Origin of the sequence: Geomonas propionica, from assembly GCF_016458235.1 — a bacterium.
Taxonomy (GTDB): domain Bacteria; phylum Desulfobacterota; class Desulfuromonadia; order Geobacterales; family Geobacteraceae; genus Geomonas; species Geomonas propionica.
This window is the reverse complement of record NZ_JAEMHK010000003.1, coordinates 95,740-111,285: the sequence shown is the minus strand read 5'-3', so window position 1 is coordinate 111,285 and position 15,546 is coordinate 95,740. Positions and strand designations below refer to the sequence as shown.

The window sequence follows — 15,546 nt, the reverse complement described above, 5'->3', positions numbered from 1 at the left end:
GGAATCCTCCACGATGCTATGACAGCTTCTGCACATTTCGGCGCAAAAGAAAATATCTTGAGGTTTCCTGTTCAGGAAATGAGCAGCGGTTCCTGCCAGGGGGGGATGATCCCCGCCGCTGCCGCCCGCCCCAACAGCAGGCGCACCGCCGCTTCACCTTCGTTGCCCAGGCCGCGGGAGAAATCGTTCACGTAGAGCCCGATGTGGGCGTCGCACACCTCGTCGCTCATCTCCTGGGAATGGGCGCGGATGTAGGGACGGGCCTCGCCGGGGTGTGCGAAGGCGTATTCGACGCTGTCCGCTATCCCCTGCTCGAGCCGCAACAGCGCGCTCCTCCCCAGCGAGCGCTTGGCGGCGATCCCGCCCAGGGGGATTGGGTGGCCGGTTTCGCGCTCCCACCACTCACCGAGGTCGACCACCTTGTGCAGGCCGTACTCCTGGAAGGTGAAGCGGGACTCGTGGATAATCACCCCCGCCGTCACCGAACCATCGGCCACCGCAGCCATGATCTCGTGAAAGGGGAGATAGACGAAATCGGTCAGGGAGGGGTTGAAGAGCCGCAGCAGCAGCGCGGCCGTGGTGTAGCGCCCGGGAAGGGCGACCCGCCCACCCGCCAGGGTGCCGGGGTCGATCTGGTCGCGCGCCACCACCAGCGGACCGCAACCGCGCCCCAGGGCGCCCCCGCTTCTGAGCAGGAGGTAGTCCTTCAGGATGTGCCCCAGGAGGTGGTAGGAAACCTTGGAGACGTCGAGCACCGACTCGAGCGCCATCCGGTTCAGAGTCTCCACATCCTCCAACTGCTCCCGGAACCGGAAGCCGCAGTCGACGCGCCCGTGGATCAAGGCGTCAAAGATGAAGGTATCGTTGGGACACGGTGAAAAGCCGAGTGACAGCACCGACCCCGGCTCGGAATCTTGTTTCTCTGACATTGCTGTATTCATGTGTTGCTATTACTCCTATTTACAGCGGCAGCAGTACGGCTGCGGGCGCCCCCAACGGCGGAGCGGCGTGTTTAAGACTCACCAATATACAGTCAGCGGCCCCGCCGTGCAAGAAAAGGTTAACGAATTTAACATAGTACAATTGGAAGTTCTGACGGGAAGATTCCTTAGAGTGAGCCAGGAGAGAGCTACTGAAACTTCATTCAGGGTGTGCCGGGAGTTTTGTCCGCCAGCTGCTCGAGGTGACCGGCCAGGAAGCGCTGCACCTCGCCCAGCGCGCGTTTCAGCTCCCAGCGCGACAGGTCCCGGTCCTCCACCATGTTGCTGATGCCGCGCACCTCGAGGCAGGGGATGCCGTACATGAGCGCCACCTGCGCCACGGCGGCCCCTTCCATGTTCTCGCAGACCCCGGGGAAACGCCGCAGCAGTTCCTCCCCTTGCCGGGCGGTCCCGGAACAGGTGGAAACGGTGAGAAAGGGCCCCATGACGGCCTTGAAGCCGCCGGTCATCGCGCAATCGAGGGCGCGGCGGGCAACCTCCAGGTCGAGCGGGATGCGGTTGAAGAGCCGCTCTCCCCTTCCCTCGTAGACCGGGATGCCGATCAGGTCGAGCCCGCGCCATCCCGTTGGGGTCTGCACCCCTTCGTCGGCGAGGCACTCGCTGTCGGCGACGGCGAGGTCGCCCACGGTGAGGCCGGAGCCGGCAAAGGCGCCGCCGCAGCCGGTATTCACCATAAGGTCCGGGGCGTAGCGCTCGCAAAGGAGGGTGGCCGCACTGGCAGCGTTCACCTTGCCGAGCCCGGTGAGGGCGAAGATGATTTCAGCCCCCCTTAGGTCCGCCCGATGCAGGGGCAGGTGCCCCCCACCCGGCAGCGCCGAGGCCGAGGTTGCGACCAGCAATTCGGAGAGTTCCATCCGGGTCGATGCGGTGACGATGATGCGGCTCATATGCTGCTCCCTGCACAGTTTTTGGTGCGCGAGTGTACCACAGCGAAGAAGCCGACTCAACGACTGTCGCGCCGCCCATCGCGTCAAATTACCGTCGTCTGTCAAAAAAAATGGCCCGTCCTGGTCATGTTCCTTGGGATCGGAACCACCGCACCACCAGGCGCCCGACATCTTCATTGGAAAAAAGTGCGGCAAATCATGCCTCATCTGCTACAATCGCTCCCGTATCTTCGCTCCAGAAGCGGCGGCACAGCTTTTGCTGATAATGGTGGCGCTTGATTAAGGCAAGGGTACCGTAGGCTCTCATTATCCTGTCTCCCCTCGTGAGCCGTCGTGACGGTGGCCCCTGAGCCTGGTGCTACCAAGGCCATCGACAGAGGGGGAAAAGGGAGCCGCCGGTATGCCCGAAACCGGGGTACCCTGACCCCCTTTTTTGTTGCATATGTCAGAGGCATCTAATATATTCGCTCCGTTCCAACTACTCGCAAAGAAGGGTCTTTCATGCCGCGCTGGATTCTCTCCCTGAACCTCACTCTTGGCCTCGCCATCACCGCAGTCGCGGCGCTCATCGCAGCCGATTTGCTGAGCGTCAAGATCGCCGCACTGTATCCCAGGAACGCGCAGAAGCAGGTCGCGGCACAGGCTGCGGCAACGCCGGCGGGAAGCCAGGACCTGTTGAGCTTCGCGCCCATCCTGGAGCGGGGGCTGTTCGGCAAGGCGACCCAGGGAAAACTCACCCCTCTGCAGCAGCAGGCGGCCGCGGGCCCCGCGGCCGTGGCGCCCCCACCGGCGGCGGTCGGAGACCTGGTCCTCCTGGGGACGGCGGTCGGCTCCTTCCGCGAGACCTTCGCCCTGGTGCTTAAGAATTCAAGCCACGAGGAGCGGGTCTTCAAGCTGGGGGACACCGTGTTCTCGGCGGGGCCGCTGGTTTCCGTGAAGAAGGACGTGGCCGAGATTCTGGTCGGCGGCAAGCGGATCAAGATCCTCACCCCGATGGCCGCCGCGGCCGAGGCGGCGGTTACTCCAGTGGTAGCGCCCACTGTGGTCCCCGGTGGCGGCATGGCCGCTACGACCGGAGCAGGCAATTACGTCATCGACCAGCGCGCGCTGAACGCCGCACTGGACAACATCGGGCAGGCCATGACCGACGCGCGCCTGCTCCCCAGCATAAAAGACGGGAAGGTCGAAGGTTTCCGTGCCTCCGAGGTGAAGCCGCAGGGGATCTTCGGGACCGTCGGCATCAAAAACGGCGACGTCCTGTTGAGGATGAACGACTTCCCCATCGACTCACCCGAGAAGGCGATCCAGTCCTTCGCCTCGCTCAAGGGGCAGAGCCGGATCAAGCTCGACCTGATCCGCGACGGCCGTCCCACCACATTCAATTACGACATTAGATAAAGGCAGGGGGTTGCTTTGAAAAGAAGAGTTGCGCGCATCACAGCCATGCTCATGTTCCTGGTCGCCGCCCCGACGCTGGTCTTCGCCAAGGGCGTGGTGCTCAACTTCACCGACGTGGACATCGCCACCATGGTGAAGTTCGTCAGCGACCTCACCGGCAAGAACTTCATCATGGACGACCGGGTCAAGGGGAAGATCTCCGTGTTCTCCCCGGCGAAGCTCTCCAACGAGGAGGCGTACAACGTCTTCACCTCGGTGCTGGAGCTCAAAGGTTTCACCGTCATCCCGGCGGGTAAGGTGATGAAGATCGTCCCGACCGCGGCCGCGAAACAGGCCGGCATGAAGGTCCTGAGCGACGGCGAGAAAGGTGTCGTCAACGACAGCTACCAGGCGCGGGTGATCCAACTGGAGCACATCCCCCCCCAGGACGCGGTTACCTTCCTGCAACCGCTGGTCTCCAAGGACGGGCAGATCTCCGCCTTCGGCGCCGCCAACCTGATCCTCGTGGTCGATTCCGCCTACAACATCCAGAAGATCCTGGGCATCCTCAAGTACATCGATACCGACCAGGTGCGCGAGGGGGCCGAGCTGGTGTTCCTGAAGAACGCCGCGGCTGACAGCGTGGCGACCCTCGTCAAGGACTGGCTCTCCGGCAAGCAAAGCGGCAAGACCGCAGCCGGCGCAATGCCCTCGGCCGGTAACGTCCCCGTGGTCGCCGACGCCAGGCTGAACGCCCTGATCATCTTCGGCTCCGACAAGGACAAGGCCGACATCAAAAAGCTGATCGCACTGGTCGACGTGGTCCCCCCCACCACCAGCAGCAAGGTGAACGTCTATTACCTGGAAAACGCCGAGGCGGCCGAGGTGGCCAAGGTGCTGGAAGGGCTGGTCAAAGGGACCTCGACCGCGGCTCCCGCCGCTCCGGGCACCGCGGCGGCACCGCAGCAGGCTGTCTTCGAGGGGGGCAAGATCACCATCACCCCGGACAAGTCCACCAACTCGCTGGTGATCATGGCCTCCCCGACCGACTACCAGAACCTCCTGCAGGTGATCCAGAAGCTGGACAGAAGAAGCCGCCAGGTGTTCGTGCAGGCGATGATCGCAGAGGTCTCGGTAAACCGGGCCAAGGACCTCGGGGTACAGATCGGCGTCATCGGCGCCGCCTCCAACGGCACCGTGGCCACCGTCGGCACCTTCGACCCCTTCGGCACCGTGGCCGGCCTCACCACCACGGCGGCCGCAGCCAAACAGCTGGGCATGGATGTGACCTTTGGCAAGTTAAACGTCCCCGTGATACTGCAGGCGCTGCAGACCAACGGCGCCCTCAACGTCCTCTCCACGCCCAACATCATGACCAGCGACAACAAGGAAGCCGAGATATTCGTGGGCGAAAGCGTCCCCTTCGTCTCGGGAACCACTTCTACGTCGATCAGCACCCTCCAGTCCATCGAGCGGAAGGACACCGGTATCATCCTGAAGATCAAGCCCCAGATCAGCGAGGGTGAGTACGTCAAACTCGACATCTACCAGGAGATCTCGGCGGTGAAGAATTTCGGCACCGCGACCGACCCGAGCCTCGGCAGCACCAAGCGCTCCGCCAAGACCTCGGTGGTGGTGAAAAATACCGACACCGTGCTGATCGGCGGCCTGATCCAGGACACCGACCAGGAGACCGAGAGCAAGGTCCCCTTCTTGGGCGATATCCCGGGCCTGGGCTGGCTCTTCAAGACCAAGAGCACCAAAAGGGACAAGACCAACCTGTTGATCATGCTCACACCGCGCATCATCAAGGACGCGCGCGACCTGGCCGAGGTATCGGTGACCCAGAGGAACAACTTCTCCGAGGCCGTGAAGAACAACGCTCCCTTCAACCTGGAGCGCGCCCTCGAAGAAAAACCCAAGTCGGTGACGGCGGACAAGCCCGAAATTCGCAACCAGTAACGGCGGACAAATTCCCATGGCAGAAACGCTTGACATAGAAGGCATAGCGGAACGTCTCGGCCTCCCCTTCCAGGCCGAGATCGACGATTCCAAGGTGGACGGCTCGCTGGTGACCCGGGTGCCGCTCAACTTCGCCCGCAACAACCTCATTTTGCCGCTGCGCGAAGAAGGCGGGACGGTGATCGCCGCCAGCGCCGACCCGGCCAACCTCCTTGCCGTGGACGAGATGGCGGGGCTGTTCCAGCTCCCGGTCTCCACCGTGGTGGTGCCCCAGCCGGTCTTGATCGACGCGGTCAACCGCCTCTACTCCCGCCTCTCCGGATCGGCGCAGGAAGTGGTCGAGGAGCTCGAGGGCGAGGAACTCTCCACTCTCGCCACCTCGTTCAACGAACCACGCGACCTGATGGAGTTGACCGACGAGGCGCCGGTGATCCGGCTGTTGAACTCGATCCTGTTCCAGGCGGTCAAGGAGCGCGCCAGCGACATCCACATCGAGCCCTTCGAGCGCGAGCTCGAGGTCCGCTTCCGGATCGACGGCCTGCTCTACAAGATGCTCTCCCCCCCGAAGGTGATCCAGGAGGCGCTCACCTCCCGCGTCAAGATCATGTCCGGCCTGAACATCGCCGAGAAGAGGCTGCCGCAGGACGGCCGCATCCGCGTCAAGGTGGCTGGCCGCGACGTCGACATCCGCGTCTCCCTCATCCCGACCTTCTTCGGCGAGCGCGTGGTCTTAAGGCTATTGGACAAGCAGCGCGGCGTCCTTTCCCTGAAGGAGATCGGGCTCTCGGACAAGAACGACCTCCTCATGGAGCGGCTTTTGTCGCGCACGAGCGGCATCATCCTGGTCACCGGCCCGACCGGCAGCGGCAAGACCACGACCCTCTACGCGGCGCTGTCCCAGATCAACTCGCCGGAGAAGAACATCATCACGGTCGAGGACCCGATCGAGTACCAGTTGAAAGGGGTGGGCCAGATCCAGGTGAACCCGAAGATCGACCTGACCTTCGCTAACGGGCTCCGCTCGATACTCAGGCAGGACCCGGACATCGTCATGATCGGCGAGATCCGCGACGCCGAGACCGCCGAGATCGCCATGCAGGCCTCGCTCACCGGCCACCTGGTGCTCTCGACCCTGCACACCAACGACGCAGCCACAGCCGTGACGCGCCTGGTCGACATGGGGATCGAACCCTTCATGGTCGCCTCGTCGCTCTCCGCGGTGCTGGCGCAGCGCCTGGTACGCGTCATCTGCCCGCACTGCAAAGAGTCCTACACCCCGGACCGCAGCTACCCCGGCGTTGAACTGCCGCCGGTCCTCTATCGCGGCCGCGGCTGCGACAAGTGCTTCAACCTCGGGACCATGGGGCGGATGGGAATCTACGAACTCCTTCCCATCGACGCCGAGCTCTGCTCCATGATCATCCGCCAGGCCTCGTCCGGCGCCATCAAGGAATACGCCGTCTCCAAGGGAATGCGTACCCTGCGCGAGGACGGCCTGATGAAAGCGGCACAGGGGCTTACCACCATCGAGGAGGTCCTGAGGGTAACCCAGGACGACTATGCCGACCTTTCGCTATAGCGCATTCAACCAGAAGGGGGCCGAAGTCGCCGGGACGGTGGACGCCGCCAGCGAGACCGAGGCGCGGCTGCAGTTGAAGCAGAAGGGGCTATTCGCCAAGGAGATCGCCCCCGCAGCCGAAGCCGGCTCGCGCTGGGCGCTCAGATCCGGCGTCAGCGTCCCCGATCTTTCCCTCGCCACGAGAAGGCTCGCCACCCTCCTTGGGAGCGCGGTGCCGGTGTACGAGGCGGTCGCAACCCTCTGGGAACAGGAGGCGCCGGGCGAGCTGAAGCGGGTGCTCGGGCGGGTGCGGGATCGACTCGCCGAAGGGCAGGGACTGGCGCAGGCATTGGCCGCCGAGCCGCAGGTCTTTTCCGAGAGCTACGTCGGCATGGTCGCCGCCGGCGAGGCGAGCGGCGCGCTTGAGGTAGTCCTGGAGCGTCTGGCCGAGTTCCAGGAGGACCAGGCCGAGGTGAGAAGCCGGGTCATCACCGCCCTCATCTACCCCGCCATCATGGTGGTGGTAGGGATCGGCGTCATGATGGTGCTCCTTGGGTTCGTGGTCCCCAAGATCTCCGCCGTCTTCGAGAGCAACAAGGCGACGCTGCCCCTGGTCACCGTTCTTCTGATCAAGGCGAGCACCGCGGTACGGAAGGGATGGTGGATTATGGGCGCGGTGGCCTTCGGTGCCGTCGCGGCCTGGAAGCGGGCAAAGACCAACGAGGAGTTCCTGCACAAGCGCGACCGGTTCCTCCTGGGCCTCCCCATGGCCGGCCAGCTCTGGCGGCGCCTGGTGCTATCCCGTTTCGCCAAGGTGCTCGGGCTCTTGCTGCAAAGCGGGGTCCCCATTATCAAGGCCATGGAGATCACCGGCGAGGCCGTGGTGAACCGCGAGTACAAGTCGTTCCTGGCCGGGGCGCGCGAGTCGCTGATCCAGGGGGGAAGCCTCTCCGCCGCGCTGAAAACGAGCCCGCTCTTTCCGCCGCTTTTGACCCACATGACCGCCGTGGGGGAAAAAAGCGGCGAGCTGGACGCCATGCTGATCAAGGCCGGCGACGCGTTCCAGAAGGAGTTCAACGCGCAGGTGACCCGGTCCATGGCGCTGTTCGAGCCGATGCTGATTCTCGGCATGGGCCTCACCATCGGCTTCATGGTCATCGCCGTCCTGCTCCCCATCATGCAACTGAACCAGCTGGTCAAATAACTGAATTGATTCCATTCCATTTTTTGGGAGGTCCACCCATGCTGAAGACAATGAAAGACAGCCGCGGCTTCACCCTGATCGAACTGATGGTGGTCATCGTCATCCTGAGCCTCCTGGCCGTCCTGGTCGGACCGAAGATCATCGGCCGTAGCGACGACGCCAAAGTGGCCGACGCCAAGGTGCAGATCAGGAACATCGAGACCGCGCTGAAGCTCTACAAGCTGGACAGCGGCAACTTCCCCTCCACCGAGCAGGGGCTGCAGGCGCTGGTAACCAAGCCGACCACGGGAAAGATCCCCAATAACTACAAGGCTGAAGGGTACCTGGAGAACAAGAACATCCCCAAGGATCCCTGGGGCAACGACTACATCTATCTCTCCCCCGGCGAGCACGGCGACTACGACCTCTCCTCCTACGGCGCGGACGGCGCCCGCGGCGGCGAAGGCAAGAACGCCGACATCGAAAGCTGGAGCATGAAATAGGCTGCGAGGAGTGGCCACGCCTGTAGGGGCGAATAATCATTCGCCCAGCCCATGGTGCGCAAGAGGAAAGACCTGTTTGGGACCGATGAGTAAAGGCAAAAACGAAGACCGCGACCAAGCCGGCTTCACCCTGCTGGAGCTGATGGTGGTGATCTTCATCATCGCCCTGGCGGCCGGAATCGTGCTGCCCCGGCTCCCGGAACCTGAGGGAACCCGGCTCAAGAGCTCGGCACGCAACCTGGCCAGCGGCCTCAGGTTCCTGAACGACCAAGCCATCATCACCAAGAAGGTCTACCGTCTGCACCTGCACCTGGGCGAAAACACCACCCGCATCACCGAGGTCTCCCCCTCCGGAGAAGAGTTGCAGCCTGGGGACCAGTTCATGGGGAGGCGTCTGATTGAAGAAGGGATCGACATCGAGGACGTGAACGTGCCAACGCTCGGCTTGGTGACGGAGGGTGAGGTGATTGTGCCCTTCGGACCGGGCGGAGTGGCGGACGGGATCATCATCCACCTAAAGGGCGGGGAGAAACATTACACCGTGATCGCGAACCCTTCCGGCGGCAAGGTGACGGTGCAGGACGGTTACCAGGAGGTGGGCTCTTGAGAGGCTTCACGCTCCTGGAAGTCATGATCGCACTCGCCATCACGGCCGGGGTGCTTTTGACCGTGATCTCCTCGGTGAACCACCACCTGGCCAGGATCTCGGAGGACACGGAAGAGACCAGGGCGGTGCTCCTCGGGCGTGCCAAGCTGGAAGATCCCGAGTTTGCCAAGAAGGCCGACAACAAAGGGGACTTCGCCCCTGACCATCCCGATCACAAATGGGAGCGCGAGATTACCAAGACCGAGATCCCCGGGCTGAACATGATCCGGCTCACCGTCACCTGGAACAACGACAGCAAGAGGCTCTCCCTCGTGCAATACGCACCGCAAAATGTGCAATAACGACAGGGGCTTCACCCTGATAGAGCTCCTGATCGCCCTGGCGCTCCTGGTGATCCTCGCTGGCGCCCTGTACGGCACCTATTTCTCGGTGGTGGCGGCCCGCGAGAAGGGCGGCATCCGAATGGAGGAGCGCCGCGAGATCTCGACGACGCTGGGGAAGCTGCACAACGAGCTGGCATCGTGCTTCTTCAACAAAAAGAACGAACGGCTGCTCTTCGTCGTCGAGAATCAGGACAGCTACGGGAAGCCTAAGTCTCGGTTGGCATTCACCACACTGGCAGCTCCCCGTATTGACTCTGCTCCGGCCTCCGATGTAGTGCTTGTAGATTACTTCGTACGGGAACAGGATGACGGGCAGCGCCTGACGTTAATGCGAGAATCCCGCTCCCCGTACCTCGATGTCAGCGTGAAGTCCACGCCCTATCCTGTTATCGACCAGATAGAGGGCTTCCTTGTCGAATGCTGGGATGGAGGCAAGTGGGTAAAGGTGTGGGACACCGGCAAAGTTAACGGCATCCCGATGAACTCATTCGTGCCCAAACAGGTAAGGGTGACCGTCACGCTTAAGGGGGGGGAGGTGCTCAGCACCATTGCCGCACAGAGGCTTAGCGAATGAGGAGTGAAAAGGGGTTCGCCCTCGTCATCGCCCTCATCGTGACCACGCTCCTCGTGGCGCTCCTGGCCGAGTTCGTCAATGAGGTCTACGTCGACACCTCGCACAGCCACAACTTCGTGGCGTCGCAGCAGGCGGGCATCCTGGCCGAATCCGGCATCGCTGGCGGCCTCAAGATCCTACAGGTGTCCAACATGAAGAGGCAAGGGCAGAAATACACGTCCCTGTTGGAGCCATGGGCCACCCCTCAAACGATGGAGACTGACGGCGGATTGTTGACGATAAGCATCGAGGAGGAAAACGGGAAGCTCAACATCAACGACGCCACTACGCAAAACGGCAAACCCAATGAACGAACCGACATCATGGTGCGCCTGCTCACGAGATTGAAGCTGGGTTCCGACCTCGCGGACTCACTCCTTGACTGGGTAGACGAAAACGAATTTCCTAACCCGGGCGGGGCCGAGAGCAGTTACTACCATAACCTCAAGCCCCCCTATGCTGCGAAGAACAGCAAGCTGGAAACAGTGGAAGAACTGGCACTGGTAAAGGGGTTCACGCCTGAAGCACTGGCGAAGCTGCGCCCCTACGTGACGGTTTACAGCAACGAACAAGTTGCCAAAGTGAACGTGAACACAGCCTCTAAAGACGTGCTCCTTGTGCTGGACGACATGATGACTGAAGATCGGGCACAAAGGATAATCGATTACAGAAAAGAGCGGGCGATCATTGAGGGCGACCTGCCCTCCATCGCCGGCATGGAAAGACTGCAAGCCTTTTTCCAAAGAGTTTGTTACATGGGAAGCATTTACAGAATTCGTTCGGAAGGAAGGGTTGGAGAAAGTATCGCGGTGACAGAGGCCGTGGTCGACACGTCCCAGAGCATCACGTCTCCTAAAATCCTTTACTGGAGAGAATATTGATGGACATGCTGATCGTACAACTGAAAAGGACCGAGCTGGTCCTGGCCGGTTTTAGAGCCAAGAAAGGTGGAGCGACCTTCCTCTCCGCCGAACGGCACTCGCTTCTGGGTGAGGAGGGGGAACTCTCCCGCATCCTGGGCGCAAGCTCGCTGGCAGCGGGGGAACACCGGGTGGTTCTCGCCCTCCCCCCCTCCTCGCTGTTCATGAGGGAGTTGGAGCTCCCCATCAGCGACCGCGCCAAGGTGCGCGAACTCCTCCCGCTGGAGTTGAAAGGGGAGACCGCCCTCGATACCGACCAACTCGCCTTCGATGCCCTGCCCCTTTCGAGCGGCAAGGTGCTGGCGGTATGGGGCAGGGTCCAGGAACTTTCGGAGAAGATCGAACTCCTCAAGAACGCCGGGCTGGAGCCGGAAGTGGTGACGGCGTCCCTGTTCCACTGGGACAAGCTGGCGCCCACCGCCGGTACCGTTGCGGTGAGTGACGGCGAGGCACTGGCGGCCTACAGCGATGGAGCCCCCATCTACTTCCGTGCCCTCCCCCCCAACGCCACCGATGCTGACCTACAGCGCACCGTTGCCGCCCTGGAGCTGTCCCGCAACCTGCGCGTGGAACGGGTGATCTCGCATACCCCGGGAAAGCAGGAAGCAGCCACCGTATCCCCCGCCACCAGGGCCCTCTTGGAAGCCTTCGGCGACGACCCGCGCGCGGCACACGACCTGGCCGGCGCCTACGCGCTGGCGGCGGCGGTGGCGGATAATTCCGCAGTCAACCTGCGCCGCGGCCCGTTGGCCTACACGGCGGCGACCGAAAAGCTGTACCAGCGTCTCAAGGTGAGCATGATACTCGCCGCCGCCCTGGTGCTCCTCATCTTCGCCGAAAGCGGCGTGCGCTACTACCTCGTGAAACGCGACCTCGCCTCCCTGGACCGCACCATCACCGGCATCTACAAGGAAGTGTTCCCGACGCGGAAGAAGGCGGTCGACGAGGTGGCGGAACTACGCTCCGAGATCAAGCGACTGGAAGGCGCCAAAACTTCCAGTAACGTACTGAAGCTTTTGAGCGACGTGGCCCTGGTCAAGGGGGAGGATGTGTTCGGCATCTACGAAACCGAAGTGACCGGTTCCGATGTGCGCCTGAAGGGTGACGCGAAGAGCGCGCAGGCGGCCAACGACCTGAAAGGGCGTTCCGCCGCGATCCTGGAGGGTGCCGAAGTGGGTGAGACCAAGTCCCGTCCCGACGGCAGCGTGACCTTCACCCTGAGCGGCAAGATGAAGGGGGTGACTCGATGAACCGCGAAGAGATGATCACCCGCTTGCAGGGGCTGGACCAGCGCACCCGGCAGCGCATCGGCGTCGCCGTCGCCGTGGTGCTGGCCATCCTGGTGCTCCTTTCCGCCGCCAACAGCAGGATCGCGGCCCTCGAAAAGAAACGCGGCGCGCGCGAGGCCGACATCGCGGAGATGATGCGCCTGAAGCTCCGTTACCAGGAGGCGAACCAGGGCGCCCAGCGTCTGGCCAACCGGCTCATGGCCACCAAACCGGATGACTCGCCGGCCAAGATCGTGGAGGAGATCGGCATCAAGGGACGCGCCAGCCAGATCAAGTCGGTCAAGGGGGATGACATCCCCGGGTACGTCGAGGATGCGGCCGAACTGCGTATGGAAGGACTCTCCGCCAACGAAGCGGTCAACCTGATCTACCGTCTGGAAAAAGGGGCGCGGCCGGTGACGGTCAAGAAGGCGCTCATCAAGCAGAGGTTCGACGATCCGTCCAAGCTCGACGTCAATCTCACCATTGCCCTCATCAAGCCGGCACCGGCGGGGAAATAGATGAACAGACGTACCCTTTACCTTGCCTGCGGCATTCCCGCCGCACTGCTTTTGTTCCTGCTGCTGACGCTCCTGTTCACCCCGAACCACGCCATCAAGGGGGTCTTGGTGCGGGCGGCCGAAAACGCGGGGTACACCCTGGAGTGCACCGGCTTCGGCAAGAGCTTCCCGCTGGGCGTCAAGGCGGACAAGGTTGAACTCGGCACCGCCAAAGGCGCCCTTCTGGCGCTAAACCAGGTGAAAGTACGGCTGGAGCTCCTGCCGCTATTGACCGGCAAGGCCCGACTCGCCTACCGCTGCGGCATCGGCGCCGGGGTGGCGCAGGGGGAACTCGACCTCGGCAAGGCCCAAGGGTGGAGCATGCAGTGCCGCGGCGTGCGGCTCGAAGACATCCCCTTCTTCAGCACCGTCGCCGAGGCCAAGGTGCGGGGAGAGCTGAAGCTCAACGGTAAGATGGAGACGAACAAGACAGGGGGCAGCGGCGACCTGCAGCTGGAGGTGCGCGCCGCCGAGGTAGCCGGGGTGAAGATCGGCTCCATGCCGCTTCCTGACGCGGCCTACCGCGAGGTGCGCGGCGTCCTTAAGATCGACAAGAGGCGCGCCGTTTTAAAAAGCTTTACCTTAAACGGCGACGGCATCTACGTTCGCCTCTCCGGCGACACCGTGCTCGGCAACCCGGTCGGGGCCTCGCCGCTCAACCTGACCATGGAGATGATGCCCAAGCCATCCTTCCTGGAGCGCCAGAAGTTCGTGTTTTTACTGCTCACCAAGTACCAGAGTTCCCCCGGCGCCTTCAAGATCCCCATCGGCGGCACCCTGGCGCATCCCTCCTTATAGCTTCGTCAAAACGCGGTTTTGAAAATATCGAAAATTGGGTTGCATTTGTCGCATCCGTTACTTAAGATGAAGGTAATGAGAGCGCGGTCGCGCAGGTCTTAACCGAGCGGGAGCAACCCATGATCGAATTCCGAGGCGTCCACAAGTGGTTCAAGAAGCTGCACGTGCTGAACGACATCAACATGCACGTGAAACCGGGGGAGGTGCTGGTGGTATGTGGCCCCTCCGGCAGCGGCAAGTCCACCCTGATCCGGACCGTGAACCAGCTTGAGCCGATCGACCAGGGGACGCTCATCGTCGACGGCAAAGACTTGAGCGACAAGAAGCTCGACATCAACAAGCTGCGCGCCGAGGTTGGCTTCGTCTTTCAGCAGTTCAATCTCTACCCTCACCTCTCAGTACTCGCCAACATCACCCTGGCCCCCATCAAGATCCGGAATACCCCGAAAGCGCAGGCGCAGGAACAGGCCATGGCGCTACTGGAGCGGGTCGGCCTCGCCGAGAAGCGGGACGCCTACCCCGCGCAACTCTCCGGCGGTCAGCAGCAGCGCGTCGCCATCGCGCGGGCGCTCGCCATGAAGCCGCGCATCATGCTTTTCGACGAGCCCACCTCAGCGCTCGACCCCGAGATGATCGGCGAGGTGCTCGACGTCATGCAGAAGCTGGCCCTAAGCGGCATGACCATGGTCGTGGTCACCCACGAGATGGGTTTCGCCCGTGAGGTTGCCCACCGGGTCGTCTTCATGGACCAGGGGACCATACTGGAGCAGGCCGCTCCCGAACAGTTCTTCAAGAACCCGCAACACGAACGCGCGCAGCAGTTCCTGAAACAGCTACTCTCTCCCATGCACTAAAACCAGACGGCCGTTCTATGTTCTGTGTTCTAAGTTCTACGTTGAGCACCGGCTGTTTCCATCTGTAACTTTTTTTCCAGTCAGAGATGCAGAGATAGCAAGCTTTGCTATAATCCCGTAGGCTTTTCCAACCTAGATCGTAGAACATAGAACGTAGAACGGATTTTATTCAATTCCCAAGGAGGAACACTGATGAAGAAACTGTGGACGCTGTTTGCTGCTTTTGCCCTGGTTGGCATCATGGCTCACGCCGCGCTGGCAGCCGGGGACACCCTGGCCGAAGTGAAGAAGAAAGGGGTCCTCGTGGCAGGGGTGAAGGACTCGCTCCCCCCGTTTGGCTACGTGGACGAGAAGACCCGCGAGATCGTCGGCTACGACATCGATTTCTGCAAGTACATCGCCAAGAAACTGGGCGTGAAGCTGGAACTGAAGCCGGTCACCTCTGCTTCGCGCATGCCGCAGCTCATGGAAGGCAACATCGACATCATCGCCGCCACCATGACCAAAAACCCGGAGCGCGCCAAGCAGATCGACTTCAGCCACACCTACTTCCTGACCGGGCAAAAGTTCATCACCAAGAAGGGAGCGGTTAAGAGCCTGAAGGACCTGGAAGGGAAGAAGATCGGCACTGCCAAAGGCTCCACCTCGGAGCAGAACGTGGCCAAGGCGATCCCCACCGCCACCGTGCTCTCCTTCGACGATTACCCGCAGGCCTTCCTGGCGCTGCAGCAGGGTAAGGTCGCGGCAGTCACCACCGACGAGTCCATCCTCGCCGGCATCCTGGGCAAGGCTCCCAACAAGAACAAGTTCGAGATCCCCAACCTGCAGATCTCCGAGGAGCCCTACGGCCTTGGCATGCGCAAGGACGACAAGAACTTCGTTGCCTTCGTGAACAAGACCCTGCTCGAGATGGAGAAAAACGGCGAAGCCAAGAAGATCTTCGAGAAGTGGTTCGGCCCCAAGACCGCTACTCCGCTTAGACGCACCTTCAAGATCACCGCTGACAAGTAATCTCCCCTGCGGCCTCCCCATCACCGGGGAGGCCGCACCACTGTTACACCCCGCACAATCA

16 protein-coding genes are annotated in these 15,546 nt (G+C 62.1%); 14 read left to right on the top strand and 2 right to left on the bottom strand.

Annotation, left to right across the window (positions count from 1 at the left end):
* Nucleotides 1-71 precede the first annotated feature (71 nt).
* Nucleotides 72-941, bottom strand: coding sequence for a 1,4-dihydroxy-6-naphthoate synthase (locus JFN90_RS05165; protein ID WP_199394036.1), 870 nt, complete (start codon nt 939-941; stop codon nt 72-74).
* Between the two features lie 203 nt (nt 942-1,144).
* Nucleotides 1,145-1,888, bottom strand: coding sequence for a futalosine hydrolase (mqnB, locus tag JFN90_RS05160; protein ID WP_199394035.1), 744 nt, complete (start codon nt 1,886-1,888; stop codon nt 1,145-1,147).
* Between the two features lie 501 nt (nt 1,889-2,389).
* Here mqnB and JFN90_RS05155 point away from each other — a divergent pair.
* From JFN90_RS05155 to JFN90_RS05090, 14 genes are all read left to right on the top strand, one after another.
* Nucleotides 2,390-3,286, top strand: a complete 897-nt coding sequence (locus tag JFN90_RS05155; protein ID WP_199394034.1) for a type II secretion system protein N — start codon at nt 2,390-2,392, stop codon at nt 3,284-3,286.
* Nucleotides 3,287-3,301: 15 nt separating this feature from the next.
* Nucleotides 3,302-5,227 (top strand): type II secretion system secretin GspD, encoded by a 1,926-nt coding sequence (gspD, locus tag JFN90_RS05150; RefSeq protein WP_407931916.1) that lies wholly within the window; start codon nt 3,302-3,304, stop codon nt 5,225-5,227.
* Nucleotides 5,228-5,243: 16 nt separating this feature from the next.
* Nucleotides 5,244-6,806, top strand: coding sequence for a type II secretion system ATPase GspE (gspE, locus tag JFN90_RS05145; protein ID WP_199394033.1), 1,563 nt, complete (start codon nt 5,244-5,246; stop codon nt 6,804-6,806).
* On the top strand, nt 6,787-7,989 hold the full coding sequence (gene gspF / locus JFN90_RS05140) for a type II secretion system inner membrane protein GspF (RefSeq protein WP_199394032.1): 1,203 nt from the start codon (nt 6,787-6,789) through the stop codon (nt 7,987-7,989). The genes gspE and gspF overlap by 20 nt, the downstream gene beginning before the upstream one ends.
* A 38-nt stretch (nt 7,990-8,027) precedes the next feature.
* Nucleotides 8,028-8,471, top strand: coding sequence for a type II secretion system major pseudopilin GspG (gene gspG, locus JFN90_RS05135; protein WP_328755344.1), 444 nt, complete (start codon nt 8,028-8,030; stop codon nt 8,469-8,471).
* A gap of 85 nt (nt 8,472-8,556) precedes the next feature.
* Nucleotides 8,557-9,078, top strand: a complete 522-nt coding sequence (locus JFN90_RS05130) for a prepilin-type N-terminal cleavage/methylation domain-containing protein (RefSeq protein WP_199394031.1) — start codon at nt 8,557-8,559, stop codon at nt 9,076-9,078.
* Entirely contained in the window at nt 9,075-9,419 is a 345-nt protein-coding gene (locus tag JFN90_RS05125; protein ID WP_199394030.1) for a type IV pilus modification PilV family protein, read from the top strand. The genes JFN90_RS05130 and JFN90_RS05125 overlap by 4 nt, the downstream gene beginning before the upstream one ends.
* A complete protein-coding gene (locus tag JFN90_RS05120) occupies nt 9,409-10,035 on the top strand; it encodes a type II secretion system protein GspJ (protein ID WP_199394029.1) in 627 nt (208 codons plus the stop codon). Before JFN90_RS05125 ends, JFN90_RS05120 begins: the two co-directional genes overlap by 11 nt.
* Nucleotides 10,032-10,955 (top strand): type II secretion system minor pseudopilin GspK, encoded by a 924-nt coding sequence (gene gspK, locus JFN90_RS05115; RefSeq protein ID WP_199394028.1) that lies wholly within the window; start codon nt 10,032-10,034, stop codon nt 10,953-10,955. The genes JFN90_RS05120 and gspK overlap by 4 nt, the downstream gene beginning before the upstream one ends.
* Nucleotides 10,955-12,244, top strand: a complete 1,290-nt coding sequence (gene gspL, locus JFN90_RS05110; protein ID WP_199394027.1) for a type II secretion system protein GspL — start codon at nt 10,955-10,957, stop codon at nt 12,242-12,244. Before gspK ends, gspL begins: the two co-directional genes overlap by 1 nt.
* Nucleotides 12,241-12,783, top strand: a complete 543-nt coding sequence (locus JFN90_RS05105) for a dehydroquinate synthase/iron-containing alcohol dehydrogenase family protein (RefSeq protein ID WP_199394026.1) — start codon at nt 12,241-12,243, stop codon at nt 12,781-12,783. Before gspL ends, JFN90_RS05105 begins: the two co-directional genes overlap by 4 nt.
* The gene (gene gspN / locus JFN90_RS05100) at nt 12,784-13,620 is read left to right on the top strand and encodes a type II secretion system protein GspN (RefSeq protein WP_199394025.1); all 837 of its coding nucleotides are present in this window, start codon (nt 12,784-12,786) and stop codon (nt 13,618-13,620) included.
* Between the two features lie 119 nt (nt 13,621-13,739).
* Nucleotides 13,740-14,474: an amino acid ABC transporter ATP-binding protein gene (locus tag JFN90_RS05095; RefSeq protein WP_199394024.1), complete on the top strand. Its 735-nt coding sequence runs from the start codon at nt 13,740-13,742 to the stop codon at nt 14,472-14,474.
* 192 nt (nt 14,475-14,666) lie between these two features.
* Complete coding sequence (locus JFN90_RS05090) at nt 14,667-15,485, top strand: ABC transporter substrate-binding protein (protein WP_199394023.1); 819 nt, start codon at nt 14,667-14,669, stop codon at nt 15,483-15,485.
* The last annotated feature ends 61 nt before the right edge of the window (nt 15,486-15,546 follow it).

What these genes read in the sequence shown, in the direction of transcription:
- JFN90_RS05165 (WP_199394036.1), bottom strand. Translation starts at nt 941, where the DNA reads ATGAATACAGCAATGTCAGAGAAACAAGATTCCGAGCCGGGGTCGGTG.
- mqnB (WP_199394035.1), bottom strand. Translation starts at nt 1,888, where the DNA reads ATGAGCCGCATCATCGTCACCGCATCGACCCGGATGGAACTCTCCGAA.
- JFN90_RS05155 (WP_199394034.1), top strand. Translation starts at nt 2,390, where the DNA reads ATGCCGCGCTGGATTCTCTCCCTGAACCTCACTCTTGGCCTCGCCATC.
- gspE (WP_199394033.1), top strand. Translation starts at nt 5,244, where the DNA reads ATGGCAGAAACGCTTGACATAGAAGGCATAGCGGAACGTCTCGGCCTC.
- gspF (WP_199394032.1), top strand. Translation starts at nt 6,787, where the DNA reads ATGCCGACCTTTCGCTATAGCGCATTCAACCAGAAGGGGGCCGAAGTC.
- gspG (WP_328755344.1), top strand. Translation starts at nt 8,028, where the DNA reads ATGCTGAAGACAATGAAAGACAGCCGCGGCTTCACCCTGATCGAACTG.
- JFN90_RS05130 (WP_199394031.1), top strand. Translation starts at nt 8,557, where the DNA reads ATGAGTAAAGGCAAAAACGAAGACCGCGACCAAGCCGGCTTCACCCTG.
- JFN90_RS05120 (WP_199394029.1), top strand. Translation starts at nt 9,409, where the DNA reads ATGTGCAATAACGACAGGGGCTTCACCCTGATAGAGCTCCTGATCGCC.
- gspK (WP_199394028.1), top strand. Translation starts at nt 10,032, where the DNA reads ATGAGGAGTGAAAAGGGGTTCGCCCTCGTCATCGCCCTCATCGTGACC.
- gspL (WP_199394027.1), top strand. Translation starts at nt 10,955, where the DNA reads ATGGACATGCTGATCGTACAACTGAAAAGGACCGAGCTGGTCCTGGCC.
- JFN90_RS05105 (WP_199394026.1), top strand. Translation starts at nt 12,241, where the DNA reads ATGAACCGCGAAGAGATGATCACCCGCTTGCAGGGGCTGGACCAGCGC.
- gspN (WP_199394025.1), top strand. Translation starts at nt 12,784, where the DNA reads ATGAACAGACGTACCCTTTACCTTGCCTGCGGCATTCCCGCCGCACTG.
- JFN90_RS05095 (WP_199394024.1), top strand. Translation starts at nt 13,740, where the DNA reads ATGATCGAATTCCGAGGCGTCCACAAGTGGTTCAAGAAGCTGCACGTG.
- JFN90_RS05090 (WP_199394023.1), top strand. Translation starts at nt 14,667, where the DNA reads ATGAAGAAACTGTGGACGCTGTTTGCTGCTTTTGCCCTGGTTGGCATC.